Raw genomic sequence first — 24,711 nt, 5'->3', positions numbered from 1 at the left:
TCCCCTAAATCTCATCGATCGGGAACATCGGCCGCTGAATCCGCTTGAATGGAATCGAGGCGGTATCCTGCGGCGTCGCGCCGCCGGTCAGCGACATGATGCACAGCTGGCCCTTCGCTTTGAGATCCGGGAAGATATAGCCCTGTTTGACGACGATCACGTCGTAATCATCCCAATCAATCCCCAGCGCATCAAACTGATGTTTCTCACACATTGTCTGGCGCGTGGACGCCACGCTGATCTCGATCGGCAGACCCTTGACGGACACGACGACGGCGTCCCCGTAATGCGCATCGTGATCATGCATCAGATATCCGCGCAGACTGCCCTTGCTTCGCACGATCACATCGAGCGTAACCGGTGCGGAATTTGCGTCGGCGCCAACGCCCAGCGTGATCTGAGTTTCTGTCCCGGACGGCAGCGAATCGAGAAGCTGCCAGGTATTCGGATCGCAGATATTGGAAAACAGGAAGCGCTTGGTCAGCTGCGGAACAGCCAGCACCTGACGTAAGATAAACGTATTCCAGCCGGTCGCGCCGGAGGTGACGTTATCCCCGGAATCGGTGATAAATACCGGTTTGCCTTCAAAGGCCAGCGCCATTTCCAGCGCTTTTTCCGGTTTCGCGGTCAGGCCGGTGTAGTGAAATTCATGCCGGCGGTCCCAGACATAGGCAGCCAGCTGATCCGCAACCGTTTCCGCATAAGCGCTGTCTTTTTCCGTGGCGGGGACGACGACGATGCCGCAGCCGGCGACGTCGCTGTCGTGACGGATGTAGCCGACATGCCAGGAACAGCTCAAAATCCGCGGATCCTGTTCCAGCTCATTCATAAACTGATTGATTGAGCGAACCGGCTCGTCCGTCGACACGCTCTGTTCCCCGCCGAGGATTAACGGCAGCTTGCGGTAAATCGCATGAATGTTCTGACGGTGCTTCAACAGATCGCATAACATCTGCGCGACCTGACGTTTGGTTTCATCCGCGTCGGTGTGCGGGGACTCGCGGTAGCTGCGCAGAATCGTGCAGTTGTCCACATATTCCTGGCACAGGTTGCCATGCGGATCGCAGGCTACGGCGATCGGCAGATACGGGCCGGTCAGCTTGCGGATCGCGGCCAGGATGTGATGATCCCCGGAACCCAGACCTTCCACCTCGCTGGCGCCGTGCAGATGCAGATAGATGCCGTCGATCTCATGGAGATGTTCCTTGACCGTGCGGACAAACAGCGATTCGATGTAATCGAAGGTTTTGCGCGTGATCACGCCGGAGGCCCCGGCGCTGGCATACACGGACGGAATCACATCGATCCCGGCGGCCTGGAATACCTCGCCGACCCGCAGCTTGCGGACACAGTCGTCGCCGAAGCCGAGATCGTAGCTGCCAATCTCGTTTTTCCCCGGCACGTTGGCGTTGGATTCGGTTGTAAATAAGCCTACCATAACTTTCATCTTGATTTCCTCCTTGGGACACATTGATTTGAACTTACTGGCTTTAAATCTGATCGATCGGGAACATCGGCCGCATGATCCGCTTGAAGGGAATCGAAGCGGTGTCCTGCGGGGTCGCGCCGTCGGTCAGCGACATGACGTAGAATTGGGCCTGCGCTTTGAAATCCGGGAAGATATAGCCTTGCTTCACGACCGTGACGTCGTAATCCGTCCATTCGATGCCGAGGTGGCGCAGCTGCGGATTGACGATGATCGGCTGGCTGGTGTTTGAAATGATAATATCAATCGGCCGGTCTTTGACGCTTACCAGCGTGCAGCTGCCGAAGACTTTGATCAGTTCCTCACCGACAAAGCGCGCGATTTCACCATGACTTTTCACGACGACGTCCAGCGGGACGCTTTCTGAAAGCGCGTCATAGCCCACGCCCAAATCAATCCGGACTGTTTCGCCAGGCTGACAGGTTTTCAGCTGATCCGCGGTCTTCGGATCACAGATCGGCGCGAACAGGAAGCTTTTTTTCAGTGCTTCCACCGCTAACACCTGACGCAGCACAAACGTGTTCCATCCGGTTGCGCCGGAGGTCGTATTATCTCCGGAATCGGTGATTACCGCCGGGCTTCCCTCAAACGCCAGCGTCATCGCCAGCGCTTCCTCGGGCTTTGCGGTCAGACCGGTGTAATGGAATTCATGGCGGCGGTCCCAGACATACGCCGCCAACTGATCGGCGATCGTTTCCGCGTAGGCCTGATCCTCGGTCCGGGCCGGCACCACGACGATGCCGCAGCCGGCGACGTCGCAGTCATGGCGGATATAGCCGACATGCCAGGAACAGCTCTGAATCCGCGGATCCTGTTCCAGCTCGTCCATATACTGGTTGATTGAGCGCACCGGTTCGTCCGCGGAAACGCTCTGTTCCCCACCCAGAATCAACGGCAGCTTGCGGTACACAGCGTGGATTGCCTGGCGGTGCTTCAGCAGCTCGCATAACAAGCTCGTCACCTTTTCATAGGTTTCTTCCTTATCCGTATGCGGCGACTGCCGATAGCTGCGCAGAATCTGAATCGATTCGACATAGTCCTGTTTCAGATTGCCATGCGGATCACAGGCCACCGCGATCGGAACATAAGGGCCGACCAGCTTGCGGACTTCCTGAAGAATGTGATGATCACCGGATCCGCCTTCCAGCTTTGCGACCTCGCTCGCGCCATGAAGCATGAAATAAATTCCGTCGATCTCATGGAGATGTTCCCTCACCGCCTTCAGAAAGCAGCTTTCAATATAAGCGAACGCGCGCGGACTGACGACGCCCGCCGCTCCGGCATTGGCGTAAATCGAAGGAATCAGCTCGATCCCGTGCTTCTCAAAAACCGGACGGATCTGCATCTTCTGGATACATTCTTCGCCGAAGGCGATGTCATAATCCGTGATTTCACACTGATGGGGAATGTTGGCGTTGGATTCCGTAACAAACTGGCCGATCAAGACTTTCATAAGGAATTCCTCTCTTTCCATGTCCTGCAAGCTGAACTGTAATTTTATGGACAACTACCCTGAAAAACAAAAAAACCAATCTGCAGAACAAAAGCCCTGCAAATTGGTTTTGCTTGTTTTATAAAACAATAACAATCCAACTTCGTTTTTATTGTAAGCGATTTCGCCAGAGGTGTCAATCTTATTTCGGACCGGATTCGACGGGATTTTCCTTTCTTTTCAGCAAGGAAAAAGGGAGGCGGTTAACGTCCTTCTTTCCCTGAAAACACCGCTTCCGATGATCCGTTCGCTGGACAATAGCAGTCAAGCCAGCGCTGGATTTCCGCGAGCCGGCGCAGACGGTGCAGCGGCTTGCCGCTGCGGCTCAGCTCATGATGTTCGCCCTTGAAGCACACCATCCGGGTCGGTACGCCGCGATCGCTTAAAGCGGTAAACATCTGCAAGCCCTCGCTGATCGAGCAGCGATGATCGTCTTCCGAATGCAGAAACAGCGTCGGTGTTTTGACCTGTCCGGCATAGCGCAGCGGCGAATGGCGCCACAGCCTGGCCTGATCCTGTTCATTCAGCGGATCCGCGCTCAGCTGATCACGCACGAAATAATAGCCGAAGTCGCTGAGACCGTAGATCGTCATAAAATTGGCGATGGAGCGCTGACTGATCGCGCAGGCAAAGCGGTGTGTATGGCCGATCATCCAGTTGACCATAAACCCGCCGTAGCTGCCCCCGCTCACCGCGATTCGTTTTGGATCGATCGCCGGATAAGCCTGAATGGCTTCGTCGAGAAAATCAGTCAAATTCTGATAATCCTCGCAGCCATACCGTCCGCGGATATCCGCAAACGCGTTCCCGCGGCCAACGGAACCGACTGGATTGCAGAAAAGAACGAAATATCCCTTGCCCGCCAGCATCTGCATTTCATGGTGGAAAACTTCACCATAAGCGGTATTGGGTCCGCCGTGGATTTCCAACACCGCCGGGTAGCGTTGGTTTGGATCATAATGCCAGGGCGTCAGAACCCAGCCGTCGATCTGCCTGCCGCCAGAATGAAATGACAGATACCGCGGCTGGATGACATCGCGATCGGCCAGCGCGTCCGCGTTCCAATCGGTCAGCGAAGTCAGCTTGCCTTGCGGCAGTTGTGCCTGTTCGATTTCCTGAAGCCGATGAGCCCGTTGACCGATAAACCGCACGGTTTGTCCTGTCACGTCAAAATCGTCAATAGAACCGTTAAAATCCAGCACGCGTCTGAGATTTCCTTTCAGATCAAGCTGGAATAAAGGCGTCGTCCAGCCTTGATTCATCGTAAAGTAAAGCGAAGTCCCGTCCGTTTTTACCGCACTGCCGCTGCTTAACCGGCAGTCGGTAACGATCGAGCTGCCCAGCGGATCATCCAGCTTTGCCAACAGCGTCACAGCGCCGGTATCCGGATTCAGTGTGTAGAAGTTCAGCGATTCATTCTTGCCATACCGCAGACCGTCGGTCGCGGCGAACACAACCGTTCCGCTGACAAAACGCGGCTCTTTGATCCGCCGGTAAACCCCTTCTTCGATCAGCGTCGTCACACTTCCCGTTTGGGCGTCGAAGCAATACAAGCCTTCGCGTTGGGATGCCTTCCGCCCATAGGTCATCCCGGTGAACAAAGCTTTCCCCAACTCAGGGCAAGTGGAAACACTGCCGCAGTTCATCCGCGGATCGGTCAGCGGGAATAATTCTGTGGTTAATGTGTCGTAAACAAACAACCGCATCCGTTTTCCCTGAATAACACCGCGGCCATCCGCGCACCACGGCAGTTCTTCCAGCACGGTATAATCGGCGTTTTCCCGCTGTGTTTTTTGCCAGGCCTCAGCCTGTTCTGGATCCAAGGCATAAGCATCGGCGGCTTCCAGCTGAATTTCCGCTTTGATCAGCAGCTGGGTTTTCGTTAATCGCTGAACATCCGTCGTCTTCAGCGGCAGCGTGAACGTTTCTTTCCATTCCTCCGTCGAACACAAGAATGTGGAAAACCGGGTTTGGGCAGAATTCGGCTGAACTGGGGCATCCGTGGATTTCACCCCGCTTAACAACAGTGTATCCGCGTCGAGAAACAACAGGACGCCTGGTTTTTCCAACTCGCAGACAGTCCGCCACTCTCCATTTTTATTCATTTTCAATGTATAGCGGTAACAATTTGCTTCCTTATCCATCCGTCCAGCAACACAGACAAATACCGGATGATCCGCATTGTGATTCCCGGTCAGTTTTGATAAAAAGCAGTAACGTTCAAGATCTTCCATTAAAACAGGTTCCATTCCGATCACGTTCCCTTCCTGCTTTTACTTTAACGTCTCTCAATATTGAAGAAAAGCCCCTGCAGTCAGATCGAATGAAATTCTCACCGTCATTCCCCTTCACTCTCTCAATTTGATTCAATTTTCTACGATACTAAGAAAATCACAAACAAAAAAGACTGTTTCCAGTCTTCAGCGTTTATGATCCGGCAACTGATTTCTCAGGCGCTTTCTTTCATGCATTTTTTCCATGCTTTGATCAACGAAAATTCGATAAACGTCCGCATAACTTCCGCATCTTCCTGTTCGTCATACGCTTGCAGCGCTTCATAATAAACATTCCGATCTTCGTCATCAAGGATCAGCGGAGGCAGATCCTTGATCTTTAAATAATAGTTTTAAAGCGTTCTTCCCGTTCTTCTGTTGCCATCACAGGACGATGGAAATAATCTAAAAACACAAAATCCTCACCGAATTATGCTTATTTGAGCATGTTGATTTCTTTTTCCAATTCCCGGACTCCAGCGATAACTGTCTCAAACTCAGGAACATCTCCGAAAAGCATATCTTTCATAGCCTCGTAGTCTGCCTTCAAAGCTGCAAAACGATACTCCGCTGGTATAAGCTTTAACGTCCCTGGCACAGCTTCCGGATACTTTGCCCAAGCCCGTGGATAAAACTTCATTTTGAAGTTCACAACCTTCTTCAGAAGATCAAGCTGCGAAAAGGCAGATTCCTTTACTGGGGAATCAGCCATTCGATATACGTCATAATAATGTCGGGAATAGCGCTGGGGCATTTCCAAATGTTCCGGCCTGTTCGCCTCATGATGTAAGATTGTAGCCTTTTCCCAAAATGTCCGTTCTGGAGCCACAGTCAAAATGGAGGTGCTTTTCTGGCGAAAAATATCCGGATAATACTTCGCGGCATAGGGTGTGATCTCGGCTGTCATCGCTGGCGTCCATGCCGCCAAGGCTCCAATTTCCAAACGAATCACCTGCAGGATTCTGGTATTGGTAAACAGTTTCGGATAAGAAAAAATGACTGTTTGCTTTTCTTTTTCATCCATTTTAATGTTTACTTCACAGCCAAGCTCTTGTGATAAATCCTTCCTGATTGCCAGGCAGAAAATTTCATTTAAAAAAATCTCTGCCCTGATGTTGGCCTCTTTGTTAAATGCATCCTGCTTTGTGTTTGAACGCTGTTCCCAAGGCTCGTCTTTGCCATATCCTAATATCCGCCAGTCCAGGATCAGATCAATATCTTCCGAAAACCGGTTGATCAGGTTGAAGGCTTTTGAAAGGCTGGTCCCCCCCTTAAATGTTATAAAATCCATCCAAGGAGACCGATGAAATAAATAATCGAGTGTAAAGCAAACCCAGAAGTCCTTTTCCACAACGGTATCATTCAGCCCCATTTTATGAGCTGTATTTCTAAAGAGTATCCGTTTATCATTGTCCGAAAATCTAGCAACATTGATCACTTTTTCAGTCCCTCTCCGCAATCTTCCGAATTGTATTATAAACCCAATCTGTGGACTCTGCCGCCTCTGTTAACATAACCTCTTTATCCTCTTTACTTAATCGAAAACGAAGTATCTGGATCGTTTTCTCTGTAACGTTTGCTTTCCCCAATGTTTTCAACGCCTGAATTACAAGGATCGTCATATAGGAAAGTCCTGTAATCTCTTTGTTTGTTCGATGCTTAAATTCCAGCTTTGTGGAATCCCATTCATAGGTCTTATAAGGACCATCGCTGATATAGGACCAAACCGCGGTTACCTGTGTAGAAAGTCCCAGCAAATTCAGAGCTGTATTCCCGCACGGGGCAATGCTCCAGTGATAATTCCGTGCCAGCGCTTTGGCCACGACTTCCGGATCTGCCGCTACATATTCCTTCAGCATTTCGCTGTATTCCGGCTTTTCATAAACTCCCTTTAGAACTCGTCGGATTAAGCCTGCCTGTGTCAAACGATTTAAATTTCGTCTTACCGTTTCTGTATCTGCAATATCAGCAAAATCTGCGCCGATGAAAACAGTTCCTTCGGCAGCATCCCGAATCCTTTCTTGAATCTTTCTGGAATAACTATTTGCCAAGTTAATTCCTCCTTTTGTCCCGAATATTATACAATATTCAGGACATTATTCCAATAGTATCTTTAAGTTATATTCATAGTATTAACTTGGAATAATCATATTCATGAAATAAGACATCACCTGACAAAAAGGTAAAATATCTACGCTATTTATTATTTGATTTTATAATCAACGCAGCTTGCTGCTCTTATCTTGCTTTCTGCTCAGGGTTCTTTGTTCCCTATCCTTAAATAATGCACTTTCCTAATAGAAAGAAAAGCAGAACACTTTTCGTGATTCCGCCTCTTTTTAAAGTCTTCATAATCTGCTGAGCGATTTTTAAGCAGGAAAGATAAATTCCTACCTCCTGCCGCTCTCGCGTGCCAGCGCTTCCGCCACCGACGTCACGACCCACCGCGCTTTTTGCCTGACCTCCGGCTCCGCCTGCGCCATGCAGTAGCTCGTTTCCACAACGTCAAACATCCCGACGTCATTTTCCGAATCGCCGATCACAATCACCTCGCGCAGCGGTACACCCACCCGCTCCGCAAGAATGCCCAGCGCGGCCGCTTTGGAACAATCCGGCCGGACCAGATCCAGATTATCAAAATCCGAGCTGACGATCTCCACGGTTCCCGCCAGCTTTTCCCGCAAGGCCCGTTTAACGCCGTCGCGCTGATCCGGACGGATAATGATCCCCAGATTCAGGATTTCCGCGTTCGGATCCACGGTCGTTTCTGCCAACGTCACCGAATCCAGCAGGGAACGGCGCAGCCGGTGCGGATGTCCATACGGATAATGCCGGCAGTCGCTGCTGATCCATTGCCCCTGGCAATTCATTTTCACCGTCGCGTCAACATGATGCCGCGCCAGCCAGCCGGCTACGTCCAGAAAAACCGCCGCCTTCAGGGTGCGCGTCATCCGCGTTCCATCGCTGAAGATCAATTCGGCCCCATTGCCGCCCAGATAATCGACCGCAAAGCCCAGATCCGCCGACACTTTCGGATACGCCTGATGAATCCGTGCAGTCGCTACCGTGAACACGTTGCCCGCCGCCCGCCAGCGCTGGATCGCCGCCCGGTTTTCCGCGCCGCTGTCGGTGACGTTGGGCGGATACAATGTTCCATCCAGATCCGATACAAACAGTTTCATGGTTTTTCCCTTTTCCTCCCTTGAACAGCCATCCCTTCTCTTGCCTCAACGATGGTCGTTAATCCGGATTAAACCGATAATTCCGCTTTTCCTTTTTCTCCTCGGATATAAGGATGAGTAGCATAAGCGTAAATCAGCTGCGCCGTCATCAGACACCAGATCACCGGTTCGCAGAAAATGACCGCGAGATACTGAAACCGCGGAATGAACACGAACGCGAATACAATCTTTCCCAACAGCTCGATCACACTCGACACCAGCGGAATCATTTTGGCGCCTAATCCCTGCAGCGCATACCGGGTTTCCAACAAGACGCCTAAAACGGCATAGAACGGTCCGACCACCCGCAGATACAAGGCCCCGTTGTTCAGCACGACAGCCTCCTGCGAGCCGGAAATCAGCTGAACCAGAGCCGGCGCGAACAACAACAGAATCACGGTTACCCCTGCGGCCATCGCGATATCATACAGCACAGCGCACCGCATCGCCTTGAGAATCCGCGTCCGCTGATCCGCGCCCCGGTTCTGTGAAACAAATGTTGAAATCGCCATCGCCATTGCGGAAAACGGCATGTTGAAGAACATGAACAGCTTGCGCGCCGCGGTATGCCCCGCGATCACCAGCGTTCCCAGATTGTTGATGCCATACTGCAGCACGACGGAACCCGCCGCAACGATGCTGCCCATAAAGCCCATCGACAAGCCCTGTCCCAACATTTCCGCATAAATCCCCCGCTCGACTTTAAAATGCCGGCGCTGCGGAATTAAGACCGGCGCTTTCTTCAAAATATAAATCAGGCACAGGACGACCGAAATTCCCTGCGCGATGACGGTCGCAACCGCCGCCCCGCCGACGCCCATGTTCAGCTGCGTGATGAAAAACAGATCCAGCCCGATATTCAGGCATGACGATAAAACTAAGAAGACCAGCGGCATGAAGCTGTTGCCGATTGCCCGAAGCAGACCCGCGCACAAATTATACGCGAACATGACCAGCGTAAACCGCGTGATCACCGAAATGTAGCTGAACGCCTCGGCGATGATCTCCGGCGGCGTATCCAACATTTTCAACAACGGCATTAAAATCACTTCCGCGCCTACTGTCAGCACCAGCGAAGTCAAAAGGCCAATCACGATCGAAGCCGCCACCGATTTTTTAAGCAGCTCCGTATCGTTGGCGCCGTAGCTGCGCGCCGTCACGATCGCCAGACCGTTGCCGATGCCTAACGCAAAACCGATCAACAAATCATAAATCGCGGCGCAGGAACCGATCGCCGCCAGTGACAAATCGCCCAGCGCATGGCCGACGATCATCGTATCGACGGTATTGTATAACTGCTGAAACACATTGGAAAAAAACAGCGGAATCGCAAAGAAAAGCAAGCTTTGAAAGATCGGCCCGTGAATCAGATCGACCTTGAATTGAAGACGTCTCGTCATGGAAAATTCCCCCTTATCCCATCGACATTGTAGCGGAAACCAGTACTAACGTAAACAGGGAAAAGACCGTGGAAAAGAAAACGCAGCGGCTGGTATAGCTGGTATTGCCGTTATACTTGCGGCAGAAGATCGTGGCCGTGGAAGCGACCGGCGTCGCGTTGACCAGCACGGCGGCAATCAGCTGCGGCGTGCTTAAATGTAACGCCACACCGACGATCCAGGTTAAGAACGGCGCGATGATCAGCCGGAACAGACTGATCTGCACGATATCCTTCGATAATCCCGCGCTTGTCGATTCCCTGTCCAGCAGCGTCGATCCGACTAACAACAGCGCGAGCGGACTCATGCATCCGGACAAGGAACTGAACACCGCATCCAGCCCGCCCGGCAGCGGAATCCGCGCCAGGTTGAACAGAAATCCCAGGATCATCGCGATCGTGATCGGATTGAAAAAGAATTTCTTCATCACGGACAGCGCCCCTGCCGGCTTCCACTCCGTATTGAAATATTTCTCCCCGGAGGAAAACGACAGAATCCGCGTCGGAATCATAAAGATGTTCGCATACACAACACCCATGCTTCCGCACAGCCCTTCGATCAAAGGCAGACCGATCAGCGAGCCGTTGGATATCAACATCGAATACTGCGCGATCCGCTTCTTTTCTAACGGCATCGACTTGGGCAAAAGCCGCGCCATTCCCAACACGAGCACGACCACGATCACACCCGCCAGCACCAACAGGAGGCTTTCTTTTAACACCGCGACGGAAACGCTGCGGTAAAAGGACAGGAAGATATTGACCGGCATGATCAGATTCAGAATCAACGTCGACAGAAAAGCATCGATCGGACCGTCGGTGACTCCTCTTTTCTTCAAAAGCAGACCCAGCCCGAAAAAGATCAGAATCTGCATTTCCACATTCAACAAAACAGACAAATCAAACATCGGTTTTCCCCCTTGCATTTAGAAAAGGCATCCGGATCGGACAGCCGCGGCGCAGGCCGGCGGTTGCCGCGAAGGATGCCTTAAAATTAAGCCTAAAGATCCTGATGCTCAGCGATAAACTGCTTGTACCAGAAATAGCTTTTCTTCGGCGTGCGCTTGCGCTGCGGATCGTCATAGTCCACGCGCACCAGACCATAGCGCTTCTTGTAGCCGTTGATCCAGCTGTAAAGATCCATCGTCGACCAGACGTAATAGCCCTTCAGATTCACGCCGTCCTGCTTCGCCTTCAGAATATAATGGAGATAATTGCGCAGGAACTCAATCCGCTCGTCATCTTCAACATAGCCGTTTTCATCCGCGACGTCGTAACAGCCGTGGCCGTTTTCCGTAACGTAGATCGGAATATCGCCATAGCGGCGTTTGCGTTCCATCAGCGTGTTGTAGGCGCACTGCGGGAAGATCTCGCGGCCCCAGTGATTGAGCTTGGTATTGGGATCGCGGTCGCTTTCAAACCAGCCGGCAATCGCCCGGGTCTCCCGCGCAGCACTCGCCGAACCGTCGTTGTTTCCGGCGTTGTTGACGGTGAAAGCAGTGATGCCGGAGGTGTTCGGTTTTACCAGCATCCGGCTGTAAATGTTCTGGCCTAAGAAATCAATCGTGTTGTGCTTCATGATTTCCAGATCCTCTTCCTTCACAAACGACAGGTCGATGCCCTTCGCTTTGACAGCGGCGATTAACTCCGGATCGTAAGCGCCCTTGATCGCCGGATCGAGAATCCAGTCGTTGCAGAAATAATTGCAATATTTGACGGCGTCGCGGTACTCCGGCGTATCCTGAAGCGCGGTCGCCGGGCCGCAGCCCTGCACCACGCCGATCTGCGCCTTCAGATTCAGCTTGCGGAACTCGCGGATCGCCTTGGCCGTGCAGACCGCCATGTTGTAAGCACATTGGCAATAGTGCTGCAGGTTAGTTTCATTCGGCGGATAGTTGCCGACGCAGTAATCGCAGTAAGCGTTGTGGTTCGGCTCATTGATCGTCACATACAGCGGAATCCGGTCGCCGAAGTGCTTGAACACTACGGAACAGTAAAACGCGAATTCATCGGCCACGCCGGGGTAGCACCAGCCGCCCTGATCGCCGATATAGTCCGGCAGATCATAATGGATCAGCGTAACGTTGGGCACGATGCCGTATTTTTCACACGCGTCCAGCACGCGGTCATAGAAGGCCAGACCGGCCGGATTGACGACATGGTCGTTTTTCGGCAGAATTCGTGACCAGCTGATGGAGAAGCGGAAGGTGTTCTGACCGCCCTCGGCCATCATCCGGAGATCCTCCTCGACATGATGATAGAAATCACAGGACACGTCGCCGGTGATCCCGGTCGTGTTCTTTTCGCTGTGGCAGAACTGATCCCAGATGCCCGGCCCCTTGCCGTCCGCGTCCCAGGCGCCTTCGCATTGATAGGCTGCCGTCGCGGAGCCCCAGAGAAATTTTTCAGCCATTGATCAGTCCTCGGTATGTTCGCGGATGAACTCGCGATACCAGTGATAGCTCTTCTTCGGAATCCGCTTCAGACCGTTGGCGTAATCGACATAAATCAAGCCGTAGCGCTTTTCATAGCCATTGATCCAGGAGTAGCAGTCGGTCGTCGACCAGGCATAGTAGCCCTTGACGTTGCAGCCTTCATTTTCTGCCTTGATCAGCCATTCAAGATACGACTTCAGAAATTCGATTCGTTCGTCGTCGTTGACCTCGCCATTTTCATCCGGCTGTTCATAGAGGGCATGGCCGTTTTCCGTGATGTAAACCGGAATATCGCCGTAGTCCTTTTTAATTCCCATCAGCATATCGTACACCGTCTTGGGATAAATCTCGCGGCTCCAGGCGTTTTTCGGCGTGTTCGGATCGACGTCGGTCTGGAACCAGCCCTTGACGGTATAGCCTTCGATCGTCTTGACCCCGGCTCCGACATTATTCGGATAATAGTTGGTTTCCCCGGATTCGTACGGTTTGACCAGCGCGCGGGTGTAGCAGTTCTGGCCGAGGAAATCGATCGTGTTGTACTTGATGATCTCCAGATCTTCTTCCTTGACAAACGACAGGTCGATGCCGCTTTCCTCTAACAGCGGGAACAGATCATCCGGGAATTTTCCCAGGATCGCCGGATCGGTAACCCACTTGTTTTTAAACAGATCCCCACGCCGCTGCGCCACGCGGTATTCCGGCGTGTCCTTAAGGATCTGGACGGTGTTGGTCGTGTGCACGATGCCGACCTGCGACGTCAGATTCAGCTTGCGGAACTCGCGGATTGCCTTGGCGTTGGCAACGACCAGATTGTAACAAACCTGCACCAGCGTCTGCACGTTGTGGATATTCGGCGGATAGTTGCCGGTCAGATAGGAACAGTATGCATTATGCGTTGATTCGTTGATCGTCACATATAATGGGATTTCATTGCCGAACTGCTCAAAGACGACCTTGCAGTATTTCGCGAATTCATCCGGGAAAATCGGATTGGCATACCCGCCCAGATCTTCCAGCCAGGCCGGGATGTCGTAGTGCAGCAGCGTGACATTCGGCGTGATGCCGTTTTCCCGGCATTCCTTTAAAACGTCCTTGTAGAAGGCGACGCCTTCCGGATTGACCTGGCCGCTTTGATCCGGCAGAATCCGCGTCCAGGCGATCGAGAAGCGCAGTGTGTTGTGGCCGCCTTCCTTCAACAGCCGGATGTCCTCTTTGTAGCGGTGGTAAAAGTCCGCCGCGACGTCGCCTGTGAAGCCCTTGACGTTCTTCGGTCCATGGCAGAACTGATCCCAGTTGCTTTCCCCTTTGCCGCCTTCGTTCCAGCCGCCTTCACATTGATAAGCCGCGCTGGCTGTGCCCCATAAAAAATCCTTTTTGACTTTACCGTTCATCGGTACCTCCTTCCAGTCTTTGCCGACTGATTTCTTTCTGATCTCCATTATAGAGATTTCTTATCGTTTTTTAAGCGCCTGAGCGACGCTTGGATAAAATTCTCAAAACTTCGTTTTATTCGCTTTGCGGCTTTGATAAATTGTTTTCACGCCCGGGCTTCAGCAGCCGGTTAAGCGCCGTCAAAAGCACCGCCGCCAGCAGCGCGTAGACGATCAGATAGCTGTAGGACGCCGGATAGCTTTGGGTGGCGGTAAACAGCGCGCTGAACAGCATCGTGCCTAAAAACGGGCTGAACAGGGTATAGGTTCCCTGAACGCTGAAATTGCTCGGGTAATATTTCTTACCAAAGGTTGTCAGAATATAGGCCGAGGAGATCGTCGGCACCGCGCCGAAGCTGAGTCCGACGAAAATAAAGCTTACCGCCAGCAGCGTTGTGCTGCCCAGCGTAAAGGCGCCGTACAGGATCGCAACGGCGGTCAGAAACAGCGTCGTAGCGATGCCCATGGCCGTCTTGCGGCCGATTTTATCGTAGATAATCCCGTAGAACACGCGCGAGAGTGAGTTGAACAGCGAGATGATCATCGACAGGGTCGCCGCCATCGTCGCGCTGATCCCAAACGACACTCCGCAGCTGACCGCGGTTCCGGTCAGTGAGCTGCATCCGGCCAGCACCAGTACGCTCCAGAGGAAGTAAACGTAAAAGCGCGCGCTTTTCATCATCTGGCCGGTGGAGACCTGGCCTTCCTCCTCGGTTTCCAGCGTCCCGGCCTGCTTCACGACCCCGCGCGGCCGGACGACGACTGCCGTCAGCAGCGACAGTCCGAACGCAATCCCCGCCAATAAGGTCATCGCCGTGCGCCAGCCTGTGCTTTCAATGATCAGCGAGGTCGGCACATTGAACACAAATGCCGTCAGACCCGCGCCCATCACCAGAATCCCGCTGGCCAGACCCGGCTTGTCGTTAAACCACGTCATGACGCTCGTCAATAACGCCTTGTAGGCAAACCCCGCGCCCAGGCTGAACATCACGCTGTAACAAACATAAATCATCATCACGTTCTCCGCCCGGCTGGTCAGAAACAAACCGGCCAGAATCATCAGACTGGCCGCGATCATGCTTGCCCGGAAGCGGACGCGGTAATAGATAAATCCGCTCAGCACGCCGCCGGCGCAGAAACAGATCTGGCAGACTGAGAACACGTTGGCAACGCTGGCCGCCGACACGTTCAGTTCGGCGCTGACCGCCCCGGCAAAGACCGTCCAGTTATACATCAATCCGAACACGCACATCGCCAGCGAGCCCAGACCCAAATAGAAATATCGCTTCATCGTTTTCCCTTTCTTTCCGCTATCCGATCCACTGGATAAAACCGAGGATCAGCGGCGGCATCACCGCGACGACATACGCCGCGCGCAGCACCTGGATCAGCGCGATCTGCGAGAGATCCGCGCCCAGATCGGCGGCGATCAGCGACATGTCCGTCGCACCGCCGGGAGCGGAAGCGAACATCGCCGATTTCAGATCCAGCAGCTTTGTCCGCTTGCATATTCCGCTGTAAAGACCGTTAACCGTCCAGTAGCTGAGCAAAAGCAGGCCGACCGGCACCAGCGTCGTTGAGAGGCTGCTAAAGGTCGCAGCCGTGATGCTCACGCCGACTAACGACCCGGCCAGAAGCTGCGCGATATTTTTGATCGCCAGCGGCACGGCGCAGACCGAAGTCGTGCAGTTGAGCGCCGCGACAGCGATCATCGGAAACACCATCGACGCCGCCGGCAGACCGCTCGCATTGCCCAGATAGCCTAACCCGATGCTGAGCAGCAGCGTGAAGACAATCCGCGAGGACCGCGTTGAAATCAGCCGGTCCAGCGGTGTGTGCGCCGCATCCAGCGGTTTTTCTTCCATCACCGGTGCGGTCTTCGGTTCATGCCGGGTCACGAATTGAATCCAGTATGGGAAAAACAACAACACACCGACTAACCGGGCTGTCTGCATCATCGCGACGGTGCCGACATCCGCGTCCATCTCCATCGCGATTAACGAGATATCAGTAACCCCGCCGGCGACGCAGGAAAGCAAAGCCGTGATCCACTCCCAGCCGCACAGCTTCTGGATCGCGATCCCGACGACAAACGTATTCACTGTCAGCATGACTGCCAATAACAGAAACGGAACGATCAGCCCGCGCATCCGCGCCACATCCCTTCTTCCGATCTGCATGCCGATAAAGGCCCCGGAAATCGCCTGGGCGAAGACCTTCACCGCCATCGGCAAGGCGGCGTAATCGAATAGAATATTCGTCAGACCCACGGCGAGCATACTGCCCAACATCGCAGGCGCTGGCAATTTCCACCGCGCTGCCAGCTGCCAGCCGGCGATACCCGCCAACAGCGTTAAAACCCAATTCAAACACTCGTCCCCCTTTGTCTTCTCTCCCGTTTTATTCCATCAAAAACAGCGGCCGGATCGTGGCGTTCACCAACCCGGCACGCTGGTCCCGTTTTAAATCTCGTCGAGCGGATAGATCGGACGAATGACCTTCTTGTATGTCAGCCGCTCCGTGCGCTGCATGCACGCCCCGTCGGTCAGCGACATGACGTAATGCGAAGCCATTGCTTTCAGTTCCGGATAGAGATAGCCCTGCTTGACGATGATCAGATCATAGGCGTCCAGATCGACGTTGGCCTGTTCATATTGCGCCCGCTCCGCAAATGAAACGGAATAGCTCTGGATCACAACTGTGACCGGTTTGTCATCCAGCTTGATTGTCCAGCAAACGCCGACGACCTTCGGATCATGATAATGGTTGTGCAGATCGCCAGTGGAAATCACCGTGCCGCGCAGATGAACCTTGGCTGACAGTGCGTCGATTTCCGGGCCAACGTCAAATTCCACATGATCGCCGGTCTGCTTGCCGGCCAGCGTGCTTTCGCACAGCTTCTTGTCGGTAATCCCGGCGATCAGAATCTGCTTGCCGTGATAGTCGGTTTCCGCCAGCACCTGACGCAGCACAACCGTGTTGCCGCCCGGCGCCCCAGCCGTGACGTTATCACCGGAATCGGTTAAGAAGCACGGCTTTCCCGGATGCTTGAGCATCGCTTCCCACGCTGCCTCCGGCTCGTCCGCGTACCCGGTGAAATGGAATTCCCTGTGCCGCGCCCAGACGAAATCATAGATCTCGTCCGCTTTCTGCCGGGCATACGCCTCATCCTCCGGCTGATTCGGCACGACCACAATCGACGCGCCGCACTTGGCGCTGTCATGACGCAAATAGCCGATATGATAGGAACAGCACAGAATCCGCGGATCGGCTTCGATTTCATCGAGCAGGCGGTTGATCGACACCAGCGGTTCATCGGTCGAAACACAGCGCTCTCCGCCTAAAAGAATCGGCACCTTGCGGTACACCGGATGAATTTCCCGGCGGTTCTGGATCAGGTTGACCAGGTAGCGGAAAACGATCTGATGCGCTTCCTTGCGGTCGGTATGCGGGCTGTGGCGGAAGGTGCGCAGAATGTTCAGCCGGCTGGCGTACTCCTGATCGACGTTGCCATGCGGATCGCAGACGACCGCGATCCGCATGTACGGCCCGACGATCCTGCGAATTTCCTCGATGATCTTGTGGTCACCGGAGCCGCCTTCCAGATCAATCACATTGCTTGCGCCGTGCAGAAAGAAAAACATGCCGTCCAGCTCGCCCTGGTATTTTTCCACAGCGTGCTTAAATTGTTTCAGGATATAATCGAACGTATCGTAAGCGACCCGTCCCGCGCCCGCCCCGTAGGCGAAGATCGCCGGGATCAGTTCAATGTCGTTGGCTTGAAGCTCAGGCTGCAGTTCGTCCAGATACATCCGGTGGGCAATGTCCTCCCCGGTCTGGATGACGAAGTCCTGGATTTCGCAGGGCTTGGCCACGTAGGCGTTGGATTCAGCGACGAGGCCGCCGATTAAGATTTTCATGAGATTTCCTCCTTCCGCGTTTTTACCGCGGTCTTCAAAATGATGATGTCCGGTTTAAATTTCATCGAGCGGGTAGATCGGCCGGCTGACTTTCTTATAGACTAACCGTTCCGTCCGCTGCATGCACGCGCCGTCGGTCAGCGCCATGACGTAATGCTTGGCCATCGCTTTCAGCTCCGGATACAAATAACCCTGCTTGACGATGATCAGATCATAGCCGTCCAGATCGACGTTGGCCTTTTCATATTGTTCACGCTCGGAAAACGACACCGCTGCGCTGGCGATCACGACGCTCACCGGCACGTTGTCCAGCTTCACGGTCCAGCACTGTCCGGCCACCGCTTCGTCGCCATAGCGCCGGTGCAGCTCGCCGCGGGAGATCACGACGCCGCGAATTGCAACGGGTTGGGAATGTTCGTCGTCCTTTACGCCCAAGTTCAGCGCGACCCGATCACCGGCTTGTTTCTCCGCCAGCACCTGCGCGCACACAGCCGGATCGCAGATCGCCGCAAACAGAATCGACTTGGTCAGCGGCGTTTCCCAGCTTAAGCAGCGCCGCAGCACATCCGTATTCACGCCCGGCGCTCCGGCTGTGACATTGTCGCCGGAATCCGTTAAGAAGCACGGGCTGCCGTCAAACTCAAGCATGGTCCGCAGCGCGTCGTCCAGCTCGGCGGCGTTGCCGGTGAAATGAAATTCCCTGTGCCGCGCCCAGACAAAATCATAGATTTCATCCGCTTTCTGCTTCGCGTAATCCGTATCTTCCGGACGATCCGGCACTACGACGATACCCGCGCCGCAATGTTCGCTGTCATGGCGCAGGTAGCCGATATGATAGGAACAGCACAGGATCCGCGGATCCGCTTCAATTTCATCGAGGAGCTTGTTGATGGAACAAAGCGGCTCATCCGCCGAAACACAGCGCTCCCCGCCTAAGAGAATCGGCACCTTGCGGTATACCGGATGAATCTGCCGGCGATGGCGGAGGACGTCGAGCAGGCCCCGAAAGACGATCTGATTGGTGACGTCGCGGTCGGAATGGGGAGAATGACGGAACGTCCGCAGGATAGTGCAATCGTCGACATAGCGCTGGCACAGATTGCCATGCGGATCACAGGCGATCGCGATCGGCATGTACGGGCCGACGATCTTGCGGATTTCCCGCAGAATTTTATGATCGCCGGAGCTCCCTTCCAGATCCTCGACGTAACTTGCCCCATGCAGAAAGAAGAATATCCCGTCGATCTCGTGCTCATGTCGCTTCACGGCGTGCACAAACTGGTTTAAGAAATAAGCGAACGTCTGGGAAGTAATCACCCCGGCCGCCATGCAGCTGGCATGCAATGCAGGAATCAGCTCGACCCCTTCCGCATCGGCCAGCGCGCGCAGGTACAGCTTATCCGCAATCGCTTCGCCGGTTGTGATCGTAAAGTCCTGGATTTGACAGGGCTTATTCCCATAGGCGTTGGACTCGGCCAGCCAACCGCCGATCAATATTTTCATCTTCAATTCCCCGCTTACACGTGTTCTGCAGCAAACGCGCTATCCTTATTTAATAGGAATGGCCGTAAATAAGCGACCGTTGAACACATCGGCAGCACGTCTTGGGAAAGCCGGATGCCCAGCGTTTCTTTCAGGTAGGTCCGCCGCGCCTGCATCCGCTGCCACATCTGCGGATATTCCTGCTGAATCTGACGCTGTAATTCCGCATCCGCCAAAACGACGGTGCTTTCGGCGCTGGTTCCCGGATAGCCGGATACGGACGGGATGATATCAATCTGGAAAAGCATGCCGCTTTTCAGGATTTCCGTGCTGCCTTCATAAACCGGCGAAGCCATCCATTCTTCCTCCGCGCTCAGATGACCCGGGCACAGCGACCAGCCATACTGCGCGCGCGGCAGCACCGTTTCCACCGTGTTGAACAAATCGCCGCCGGTCTGACCGATGTGGATCGTTTCCAGCCATGCCGCATAGGCGCTGAAATACGGGCCAGCCACCCGCTCGAGATAATCGCGTTGGGCTTCCGGCAGTTCGTCCGCATTATGCACCGCGACGCCGGCCCGGCTGCTGGAACCACCGCGGTAGCCGACGGTGAGGGAAATCGGATCGCCCAGCTTGACGGTGTTGGCCGTCGGAAACATATTCGCTTTGACAAAGCGCGGACCACTTGAGGCAATCGTGACGATGCTCGTGTGCTGCCCCTTGCGCACTAACGCGTCGCCCAGCTCCAGCTCGCTGACGCCCAGTTCCAGCTTGTCCATCGCGTCCAGCACGCAATCGGAAGCCAGCGCCGCCGCGTATTCGTAATGCGCGATTTCATTCGCATTGTTGGTGGTGCGCACGCCGTTTTCCCCGATGAACAGACCGGTTTCATTGCTTAACTGTGCTTCGCCGACGATCGCCTTGACCGCCTCGACGACATAAGAAGGGATATCGTAGCTCTGCCGGTTGTCCTCCAGCGGACTGGTAAACAGCTTCCAGCCAACTAAGCCGGTGCGCTGCCCTTCGGCGATTCCCGCTTCCTGAAGCAGTATTTTCAGCGACTTGTCGTGACGATGCGGCTGATTCGGCAGCGAGAACAGCGAGACATGCACGGCCGCGGCTTCAATCCGGGCTTTGGCGGCTTTGTTCAGGTTTTCGTTGCCCAAGACCAGCGTCGCCTTTCCGTTGGCATTCAGCACCAGCAGCGCTTCCTCAAAGCGGGTGAAATACCCGACTAAATACTCGAAATTTCCGCCGTGCTCGACATCGCCGTACACGATCAGCTGATCCAACCCGCGCGCTTTCATCGCGGCCAGCACTTTTTGTTTGCGCTCGGCGATCGTCTCGTCGCTCAATCCGACCGGCGTGCCCGCGCAGTCCTTTTGCGGTGCGCTCACCTGTTTTAAAACGGCTTTGATTTGTTCCATCGTTTCATTCTCCTTTATCAATGGTTCGCTTCTTTTTCTGCTTCTCTTTCGGCTTTGCCTGCAATCGTGGTATAGTTAAAGCAGAAAAGGAAGATGCGTTGTGAATCTGTTAAAAAAACTTGAAAATCTTGAAAATGTCACGCCCAATGAGCGGATCCTGATCGACGCGATCCTGAAAGACCCGGAAAGCTTTATCGCGGCCAAGCCGAAGGAAATTGCTTCCCTGACCTATGTCTCCGTACCGACGATCTACCGCCTGATCAACAAGCTGGGCTTAAGCGGCGTCAACGACCTGAAGCTGCAGCTGCAGGATGCCCTGCGCTCGGAAACCGAGATTCCGGTGGAAAGCATTGACTTCCCGATTTCCCCAACCGATACAGTCAACGAAATCCTGCTTCATTTAAAGGACGTTTACACCCAGACGATTGAAGACACGCTGAGTCTGTCCGATCAGCAGGTGCTGGTGGACGTGTCGGCGCTGATGAAACAAGCGGCGTTCATCGACGTGTACGCCTCCGCCGGCAATCTCTTTTTCGCCCGGAACTTCCAGTTCCAGATGCAGGAGATCAATGTGAACGTGAACGTTCCCGAAGCGGAATACATGCAGAAATTGTCGGCCGGCAACGCCGACGCCAGCCATCTGTCGATCGTCATTTCGTTCGGCGGCCGGGGCGGCTCGATGAACACCGTCTGTCAGATCTTAAGCGACAATCATTCGCCGATCGTACTGATCACCTCGACCCAGAAAAATCCGCTGACGCGCTTTGCGCTGCATAAGATTTACATGTCGTCGTATGAAAATCATTATCAGAAGATCTCGTCGTTTTCGACGCGGATGACGCTGCTTTATATTCTGGATACGTTGTATTCGATTTACTTCCGGCTCCAATATGACGAGCTGTTAAATCGAAAGCTGACGACGTATGAGAAGATTCACCGGCGGTTAAACCGCCGGGAACCTGAAGATTAGAGAGGACCGGCGTGGAATGCACGCCGGTTTTCTTATGGAAGCTGTGATCTGGTTTGATCGTCAGTTCAAAATTAAATCTGATCGACCGGGAACATCGGACGCATGATCCGCTTGAATGGAATCGAAGCGGTGTCCTGCGGCGTCGCTCCGTCGGTCAGCGACATCACATAGCCGGCGGCGTTCTCTTTCAGATATGGGAAGATATAGCCCTGCTTGACGACTGTCACATCGTAATCCATCCAGTTCACGCCGGCGCTTTCAAACTGAATCGCATGGGCGTAGGATTGACGGTGATTGGCGACGATGACGTCAATCGCCGTGCCTTCCACATGGACGACGACGCACTTGCCAAATGTCTTGGCGATGCCTTCGGTTCCGATCCCGATCGGCCGGACGACCTGTCCCTTGGACAAAACGGTCACTTCCAGCTTGACCTTCTCCGACATCGCGTCGTGCCCCACGCCCAGCTCGATCTCAGTTTTCGTTCCGAGATCCAGCCCATCGAGCAGATCGCATGTCTTCGGATCGCAGATCGAAGCGAACAGAATCCGCTTATCGGACTTGGCCGCCAGTGCCTGCCGCAGGATGAATGTATTCCAGCCCGTCGCGCCGGAGGTCGTGTTATCGCCCGAATCGGTGATGACAAACGGTTTGCCTTCAAAGCCCAGCGCCATCGCCAGCGCGTCTTCCGGTTTTGCGGTCGTGCCGGTGTAATGGAACTCATGCCGCTTGTTCCAGACATAGTCCGCCAGCTTGTCGGCGACTTCTTCGGCATACGCCTGATCTGCCTCTGTGGCCGGGACCACGACGATGCCGCAGCCGGCGACATCGGTGTCATGACGGATGTAGCCGACATGCCAGGAACAGCTCAAAATCCGCGGATCCTGTTCCAGTTCATCAAGATACTGATTGATCGAACGCACCGGCTCATCCGCCGATACGCTCTGTTCCCCACCCAGAATCATCGGCAGCTTGCGGTACACAGAATGAATGTTCTGCCGGTCCTTGACCAGATCGCAGACCATCTGCGCCATCTTCCGCCATGTATCGCGGGAATCGGTGTGCGGAGACTGGCGGTAGCTGCGGATCGCGGTCGTCGCTTCAACATAGTCCTGACACAGGTTGCCATGCGGATCGCAGGCCACCGTGATCGGGATGTACGGCCCGACGAGGTCACGAATCGCCTTGAGGATGTGATGGTCGCCCGAGCCTAAGCCGTCGACCTCGCTCGCGCCGTGAAGCATCAGATAAATCCCGTCGATTTCATGCAGATGCTCGCGCACCGCATTGAGGAAGCACGCTTCGATGTAGTCGAACGTGTGACGCTTGATCACGCCCGAGGCGCCCGATACCGCGTACACCGACGGAATGATTTCAATCCCGGCCTGCTCAAAAATATCGCCGACCTGCATTTTTTCGATCAGCTCGTCGCCGAAAGCGATGTCGAAGGTTGTGATCTCGTCCTTGACGGGAATGTTGGCGTTGGCCTCATTGATAAATTGTCCGATTAATACTTTCATCATTTTACCCTGCGAAGCCTGCCGCTTCGCCCTTTCTTCTAAAATCTGGCGAACTCCTGTATTGGGGGTCCGTTTAAACAAACGCTGCCGGAATGAAGCATCCCGACAGCGTGAAGTGAAGCCTGATTTTTATTTCGCTGCCTTTTTCATATCCCGGCTGAGAATGACTTTCGTCGCCGTGAAGGAAACGATCGTCGCAATCGCCGCGACCAGGATCGCGATCCAGACATAATGCAGACCGCCGTTCTGATCAACGAAGAACAACAACGTCAGATATCCCGGACAGCCGCCCTGAACGAACGTTCTCAAGCCGAACAGACCTGCGACTAAGCCCGCGGAAACCGCGCCGATGGCTGTGCCGATCAACGCTTTCGGCCGCGACAGCAGCGCGCCGTAGAAGGCCGGCTCAGTAACACCGCACAGCGCCGTGACGCCGAAGGAAGCGATCATGCCCTTCTGCGCCTTGTTGTCTTTGATCGTCGTCGCGACTGCCAGGGCCGTGCCGCCGATGCAGATGTTGGAAACGAAGCCCATAATGCCGGTGACGGAGTTGTAGCCGAGGTTGGCGATCAGTTCGATGCCGATCGGAGACAGACCCTTATCCAAACCAAACATAACCATGTACGGATAGATCGCCGACAGGATCGGCTGAGCGATAAAGCCGAGCGTATTGGTCAGCCAGATGCAGAAGGCCGCAATGTAGCCGGACAGCTGGTTGCCGATCGGGCCTAAAACGATTAACGTAACCGGAACGACGACAATCATCGTGATCAGCGGCGTTAAGAAGAACGTCAGCGCTTCCGGAATGATCTTCTTCAGAACCTTCTGGACATAGTACATGAAGAAGACGCCCAGCACGATCGGAATGACGGTCGAGCTGTAAGAAACCTGCGGAATGCCGATGCCGAAGAAGTCGGTGACGGTTCCGGTCGCAAAGCGCGGAGCGATCAGCGTCGCGCCTAAGAAGGCGCCCATGATCGGCTGCATCTTTAATTGGGAAGCTAACGTATAGCCGACGTAAACCGGCAGGAAGGCAAAGCCGGCGTCAAAGATCATCAGCATCAGCTGTGCTGTGCCGCTGTCAACGCCCATGCCGAAGTAGTTGACCAACAGGTTCTTGATCGCCAGGATCATACCGCCGGTGATCATCGCCGGAACGACCGGCATGAAGATCGGAGCGACGAAGTTGCCGAACTTGTTCAGGTAGTACATCGCGTTCTTCGGTCCGGTTTCTTCCTCTTCCTCCGCGGCGACGGCGCCGCCTTCTCTCCATCCGGAGATTTCCAGGAATTCTTCGTAAGCGTCATGAACGCCCGGGCCGATGATGATCTGGATCTGCTTGTCTTTGTTGACGATGCCGGCGGATCCCGGAAGATCTTTCAAGCCTTCCTCATTGACGACGCTCTTGCGGGCGTAGCTGATCCGCAGACGTGTTGCGCAGTGCGTGACGTGCGTGATGTTCTCCACGCCGCCTAAAGCTTCCAGTGCTTTTCTGGATAACTCTTCATATTTCCCCATACTTGGTGATTTCTCCTTTCAAATCTTTTTTGGATTTGCTGGCTGAAACGGAGCTTGGAAGTTCTGACGGTCAGCCTGCCTCAGCACCTTCGCGAAAGA

General features: G+C 54.1%; 18 protein-coding genes. 1 reads left to right on the top strand and 17 read right to left on the bottom strand.

Going from position 1 to position 24,711, the window contains the following annotated elements; translation table 11 throughout:
* Positions 1-4: 4 nt before the first annotated feature.
* The 15 genes from I2D94_RS00575 to I2D94_RS00505 all read right to left on the bottom strand — a co-directional run bounded on the left by I2D94_RS00575 (position 5) and on the right by I2D94_RS00505 (position 20,604).
* Positions 5-1,447 (bottom strand): M81 family metallopeptidase, encoded by a 1,443-nt coding sequence (locus I2D94_RS00575; protein ID WP_195395235.1) that lies wholly within the window; start codon positions 1,445-1,447, stop codon positions 5-7.
* Between the two features lie 43 nt (positions 1,448-1,490).
* On the bottom strand, positions 1,491-2,939 hold the full coding sequence (locus tag I2D94_RS00570; RefSeq protein ID WP_195395234.1) for a M81 family metallopeptidase: 1,449 nt from the start codon (positions 2,937-2,939) through the stop codon (positions 1,491-1,493).
* 242 nt (positions 2,940-3,181) lie between these two features.
* Positions 3,182-5,227 (bottom strand): S9 family peptidase, encoded by a 2,046-nt coding sequence (locus tag I2D94_RS00565; protein WP_229056710.1) that lies wholly within the window; start codon positions 5,225-5,227, stop codon positions 3,182-3,184.
* A gap of 460 nt (positions 5,228-5,687) precedes the next feature.
* Positions 5,688-6,623: a nucleotidyl transferase AbiEii/AbiGii toxin family protein gene (locus tag I2D94_RS00560; RefSeq protein WP_229056709.1), complete on the bottom strand. Its 936-nt coding sequence runs from the start codon at positions 6,621-6,623 to the stop codon at positions 5,688-5,690.
* A 70-nt stretch (positions 6,624-6,693) separates the two neighbouring features.
* Positions 6,694-7,302: a DUF6088 family protein gene (locus I2D94_RS00555; protein ID WP_195395231.1), complete on the bottom strand. Its 609-nt coding sequence runs from the start codon at positions 7,300-7,302 to the stop codon at positions 6,694-6,696.
* 339 nt (positions 7,303-7,641) lie between these two features.
* Positions 7,642-8,433: an HAD hydrolase family protein gene (locus I2D94_RS00550; RefSeq protein ID WP_195395230.1), complete on the bottom strand. Its 792-nt coding sequence runs from the start codon at positions 8,431-8,433 to the stop codon at positions 7,642-7,644.
* Positions 8,434-8,501: 68 nt separating this feature from the next.
* The gene (locus I2D94_RS00545) at positions 8,502-9,872 is read right to left on the bottom strand and encodes an MATE family efflux transporter (RefSeq protein ID WP_195395229.1); all 1,371 of its coding nucleotides are present in this window, start codon (positions 9,870-9,872) and stop codon (positions 8,502-8,504) included.
* A 13-nt stretch (positions 9,873-9,885) separates the two neighbouring features.
* Entirely contained in the window at positions 9,886-10,818 is a 933-nt protein-coding gene (locus I2D94_RS00540; RefSeq protein WP_072683247.1) for an AEC family transporter, read from the bottom strand.
* Between the two features lie 92 nt (positions 10,819-10,910).
* Entirely contained in the window at positions 10,911-12,323 is a 1,413-nt protein-coding gene (locus tag I2D94_RS00535; RefSeq protein ID WP_195395228.1) for a glycoside hydrolase family 1 protein, read from the bottom strand.
* Positions 12,324-12,326: 3 nt separating this feature from the next.
* The gene (locus I2D94_RS00530) at positions 12,327-13,736 is read right to left on the bottom strand and encodes a glycoside hydrolase family 1 protein (protein ID WP_195395227.1); all 1,410 of its coding nucleotides are present in this window, start codon (positions 13,734-13,736) and stop codon (positions 12,327-12,329) included.
* Positions 13,737-13,851: 115 nt separating this feature from the next.
* Entirely contained in the window at positions 13,852-15,066 is a 1,215-nt protein-coding gene (locus tag I2D94_RS00525) for an MFS transporter (protein ID WP_195395226.1), read from the bottom strand.
* Positions 15,067-15,085: 19 nt separating this feature from the next.
* Positions 15,086-16,144 carry an AbrB family transcriptional regulator gene (locus tag I2D94_RS00520; protein ID WP_195395225.1) on the bottom strand — a complete coding sequence of 353 codons (1,059 nt, stop codon included), beginning with the start codon at positions 16,142-16,144 and terminating at the stop codon, positions 15,086-15,088.
* 93 nt (positions 16,145-16,237) lie between these two features.
* A complete protein-coding gene (locus I2D94_RS00515; RefSeq protein ID WP_195395224.1) occupies positions 16,238-17,695 on the bottom strand; it encodes a M81 family metallopeptidase in 1,458 nt (485 codons plus the stop codon).
* A gap of 54 nt (positions 17,696-17,749) precedes the next feature.
* The gene (locus tag I2D94_RS00510; protein ID WP_072683242.1) at positions 17,750-19,198 is read right to left on the bottom strand and encodes a M81 family metallopeptidase; all 1,449 of its coding nucleotides are present in this window, start codon (positions 19,196-19,198) and stop codon (positions 17,750-17,752) included.
* Positions 19,199-19,212: 14 nt separating this feature from the next.
* A complete protein-coding gene (locus I2D94_RS00505; RefSeq protein ID WP_195395223.1) occupies positions 19,213-20,604 on the bottom strand; it encodes a Xaa-Pro peptidase family protein in 1,392 nt (463 codons plus the stop codon).
* A gap of 100 nt (positions 20,605-20,704) precedes the next feature.
* Here I2D94_RS00505 and I2D94_RS00500 point away from each other — a divergent pair, with 100 nt between their 5' ends.
* Positions 20,705-21,574 carry a MurR/RpiR family transcriptional regulator gene (locus tag I2D94_RS00500; RefSeq protein ID WP_072683240.1) on the top strand — a complete coding sequence of 290 codons (870 nt, stop codon included), beginning with the start codon at positions 20,705-20,707 and terminating at the stop codon, positions 21,572-21,574.
* A 71-nt stretch (positions 21,575-21,645) separates the two neighbouring features.
* On the opposite strand, the gene I2D94_RS00495 is transcribed toward I2D94_RS00500, so the two are convergent.
* Both I2D94_RS00495 and I2D94_RS00490 read right to left on the bottom strand, forming a co-directional pair.
* Positions 21,646-23,094, bottom strand: coding sequence for a M81 family metallopeptidase (locus I2D94_RS00495; protein WP_072683295.1), 1,449 nt, complete (start codon positions 23,092-23,094; stop codon positions 21,646-21,648).
* 129 nt (positions 23,095-23,223) lie between these two features.
* Complete coding sequence (locus I2D94_RS00490; RefSeq protein ID WP_072683239.1) at positions 23,224-24,612, bottom strand: PTS transporter subunit EIIC; 1,389 nt, start codon at positions 24,610-24,612, stop codon at positions 23,224-23,226.
* Positions 24,613-24,711 lie beyond the last annotated feature (99 nt).

Source organism: Holdemania sp. 1001302B_160321_E10, assembly GCF_015552275.1.
Lineage (GTDB): Bacteria > Bacillota_I > Bacilli_A > Erysipelotrichales > Erysipelotrichaceae > Holdemania.
Note: the sequence above shows the minus strand (reverse complement) of the source record. Positions and strands in the feature narration are given on the sequence as shown.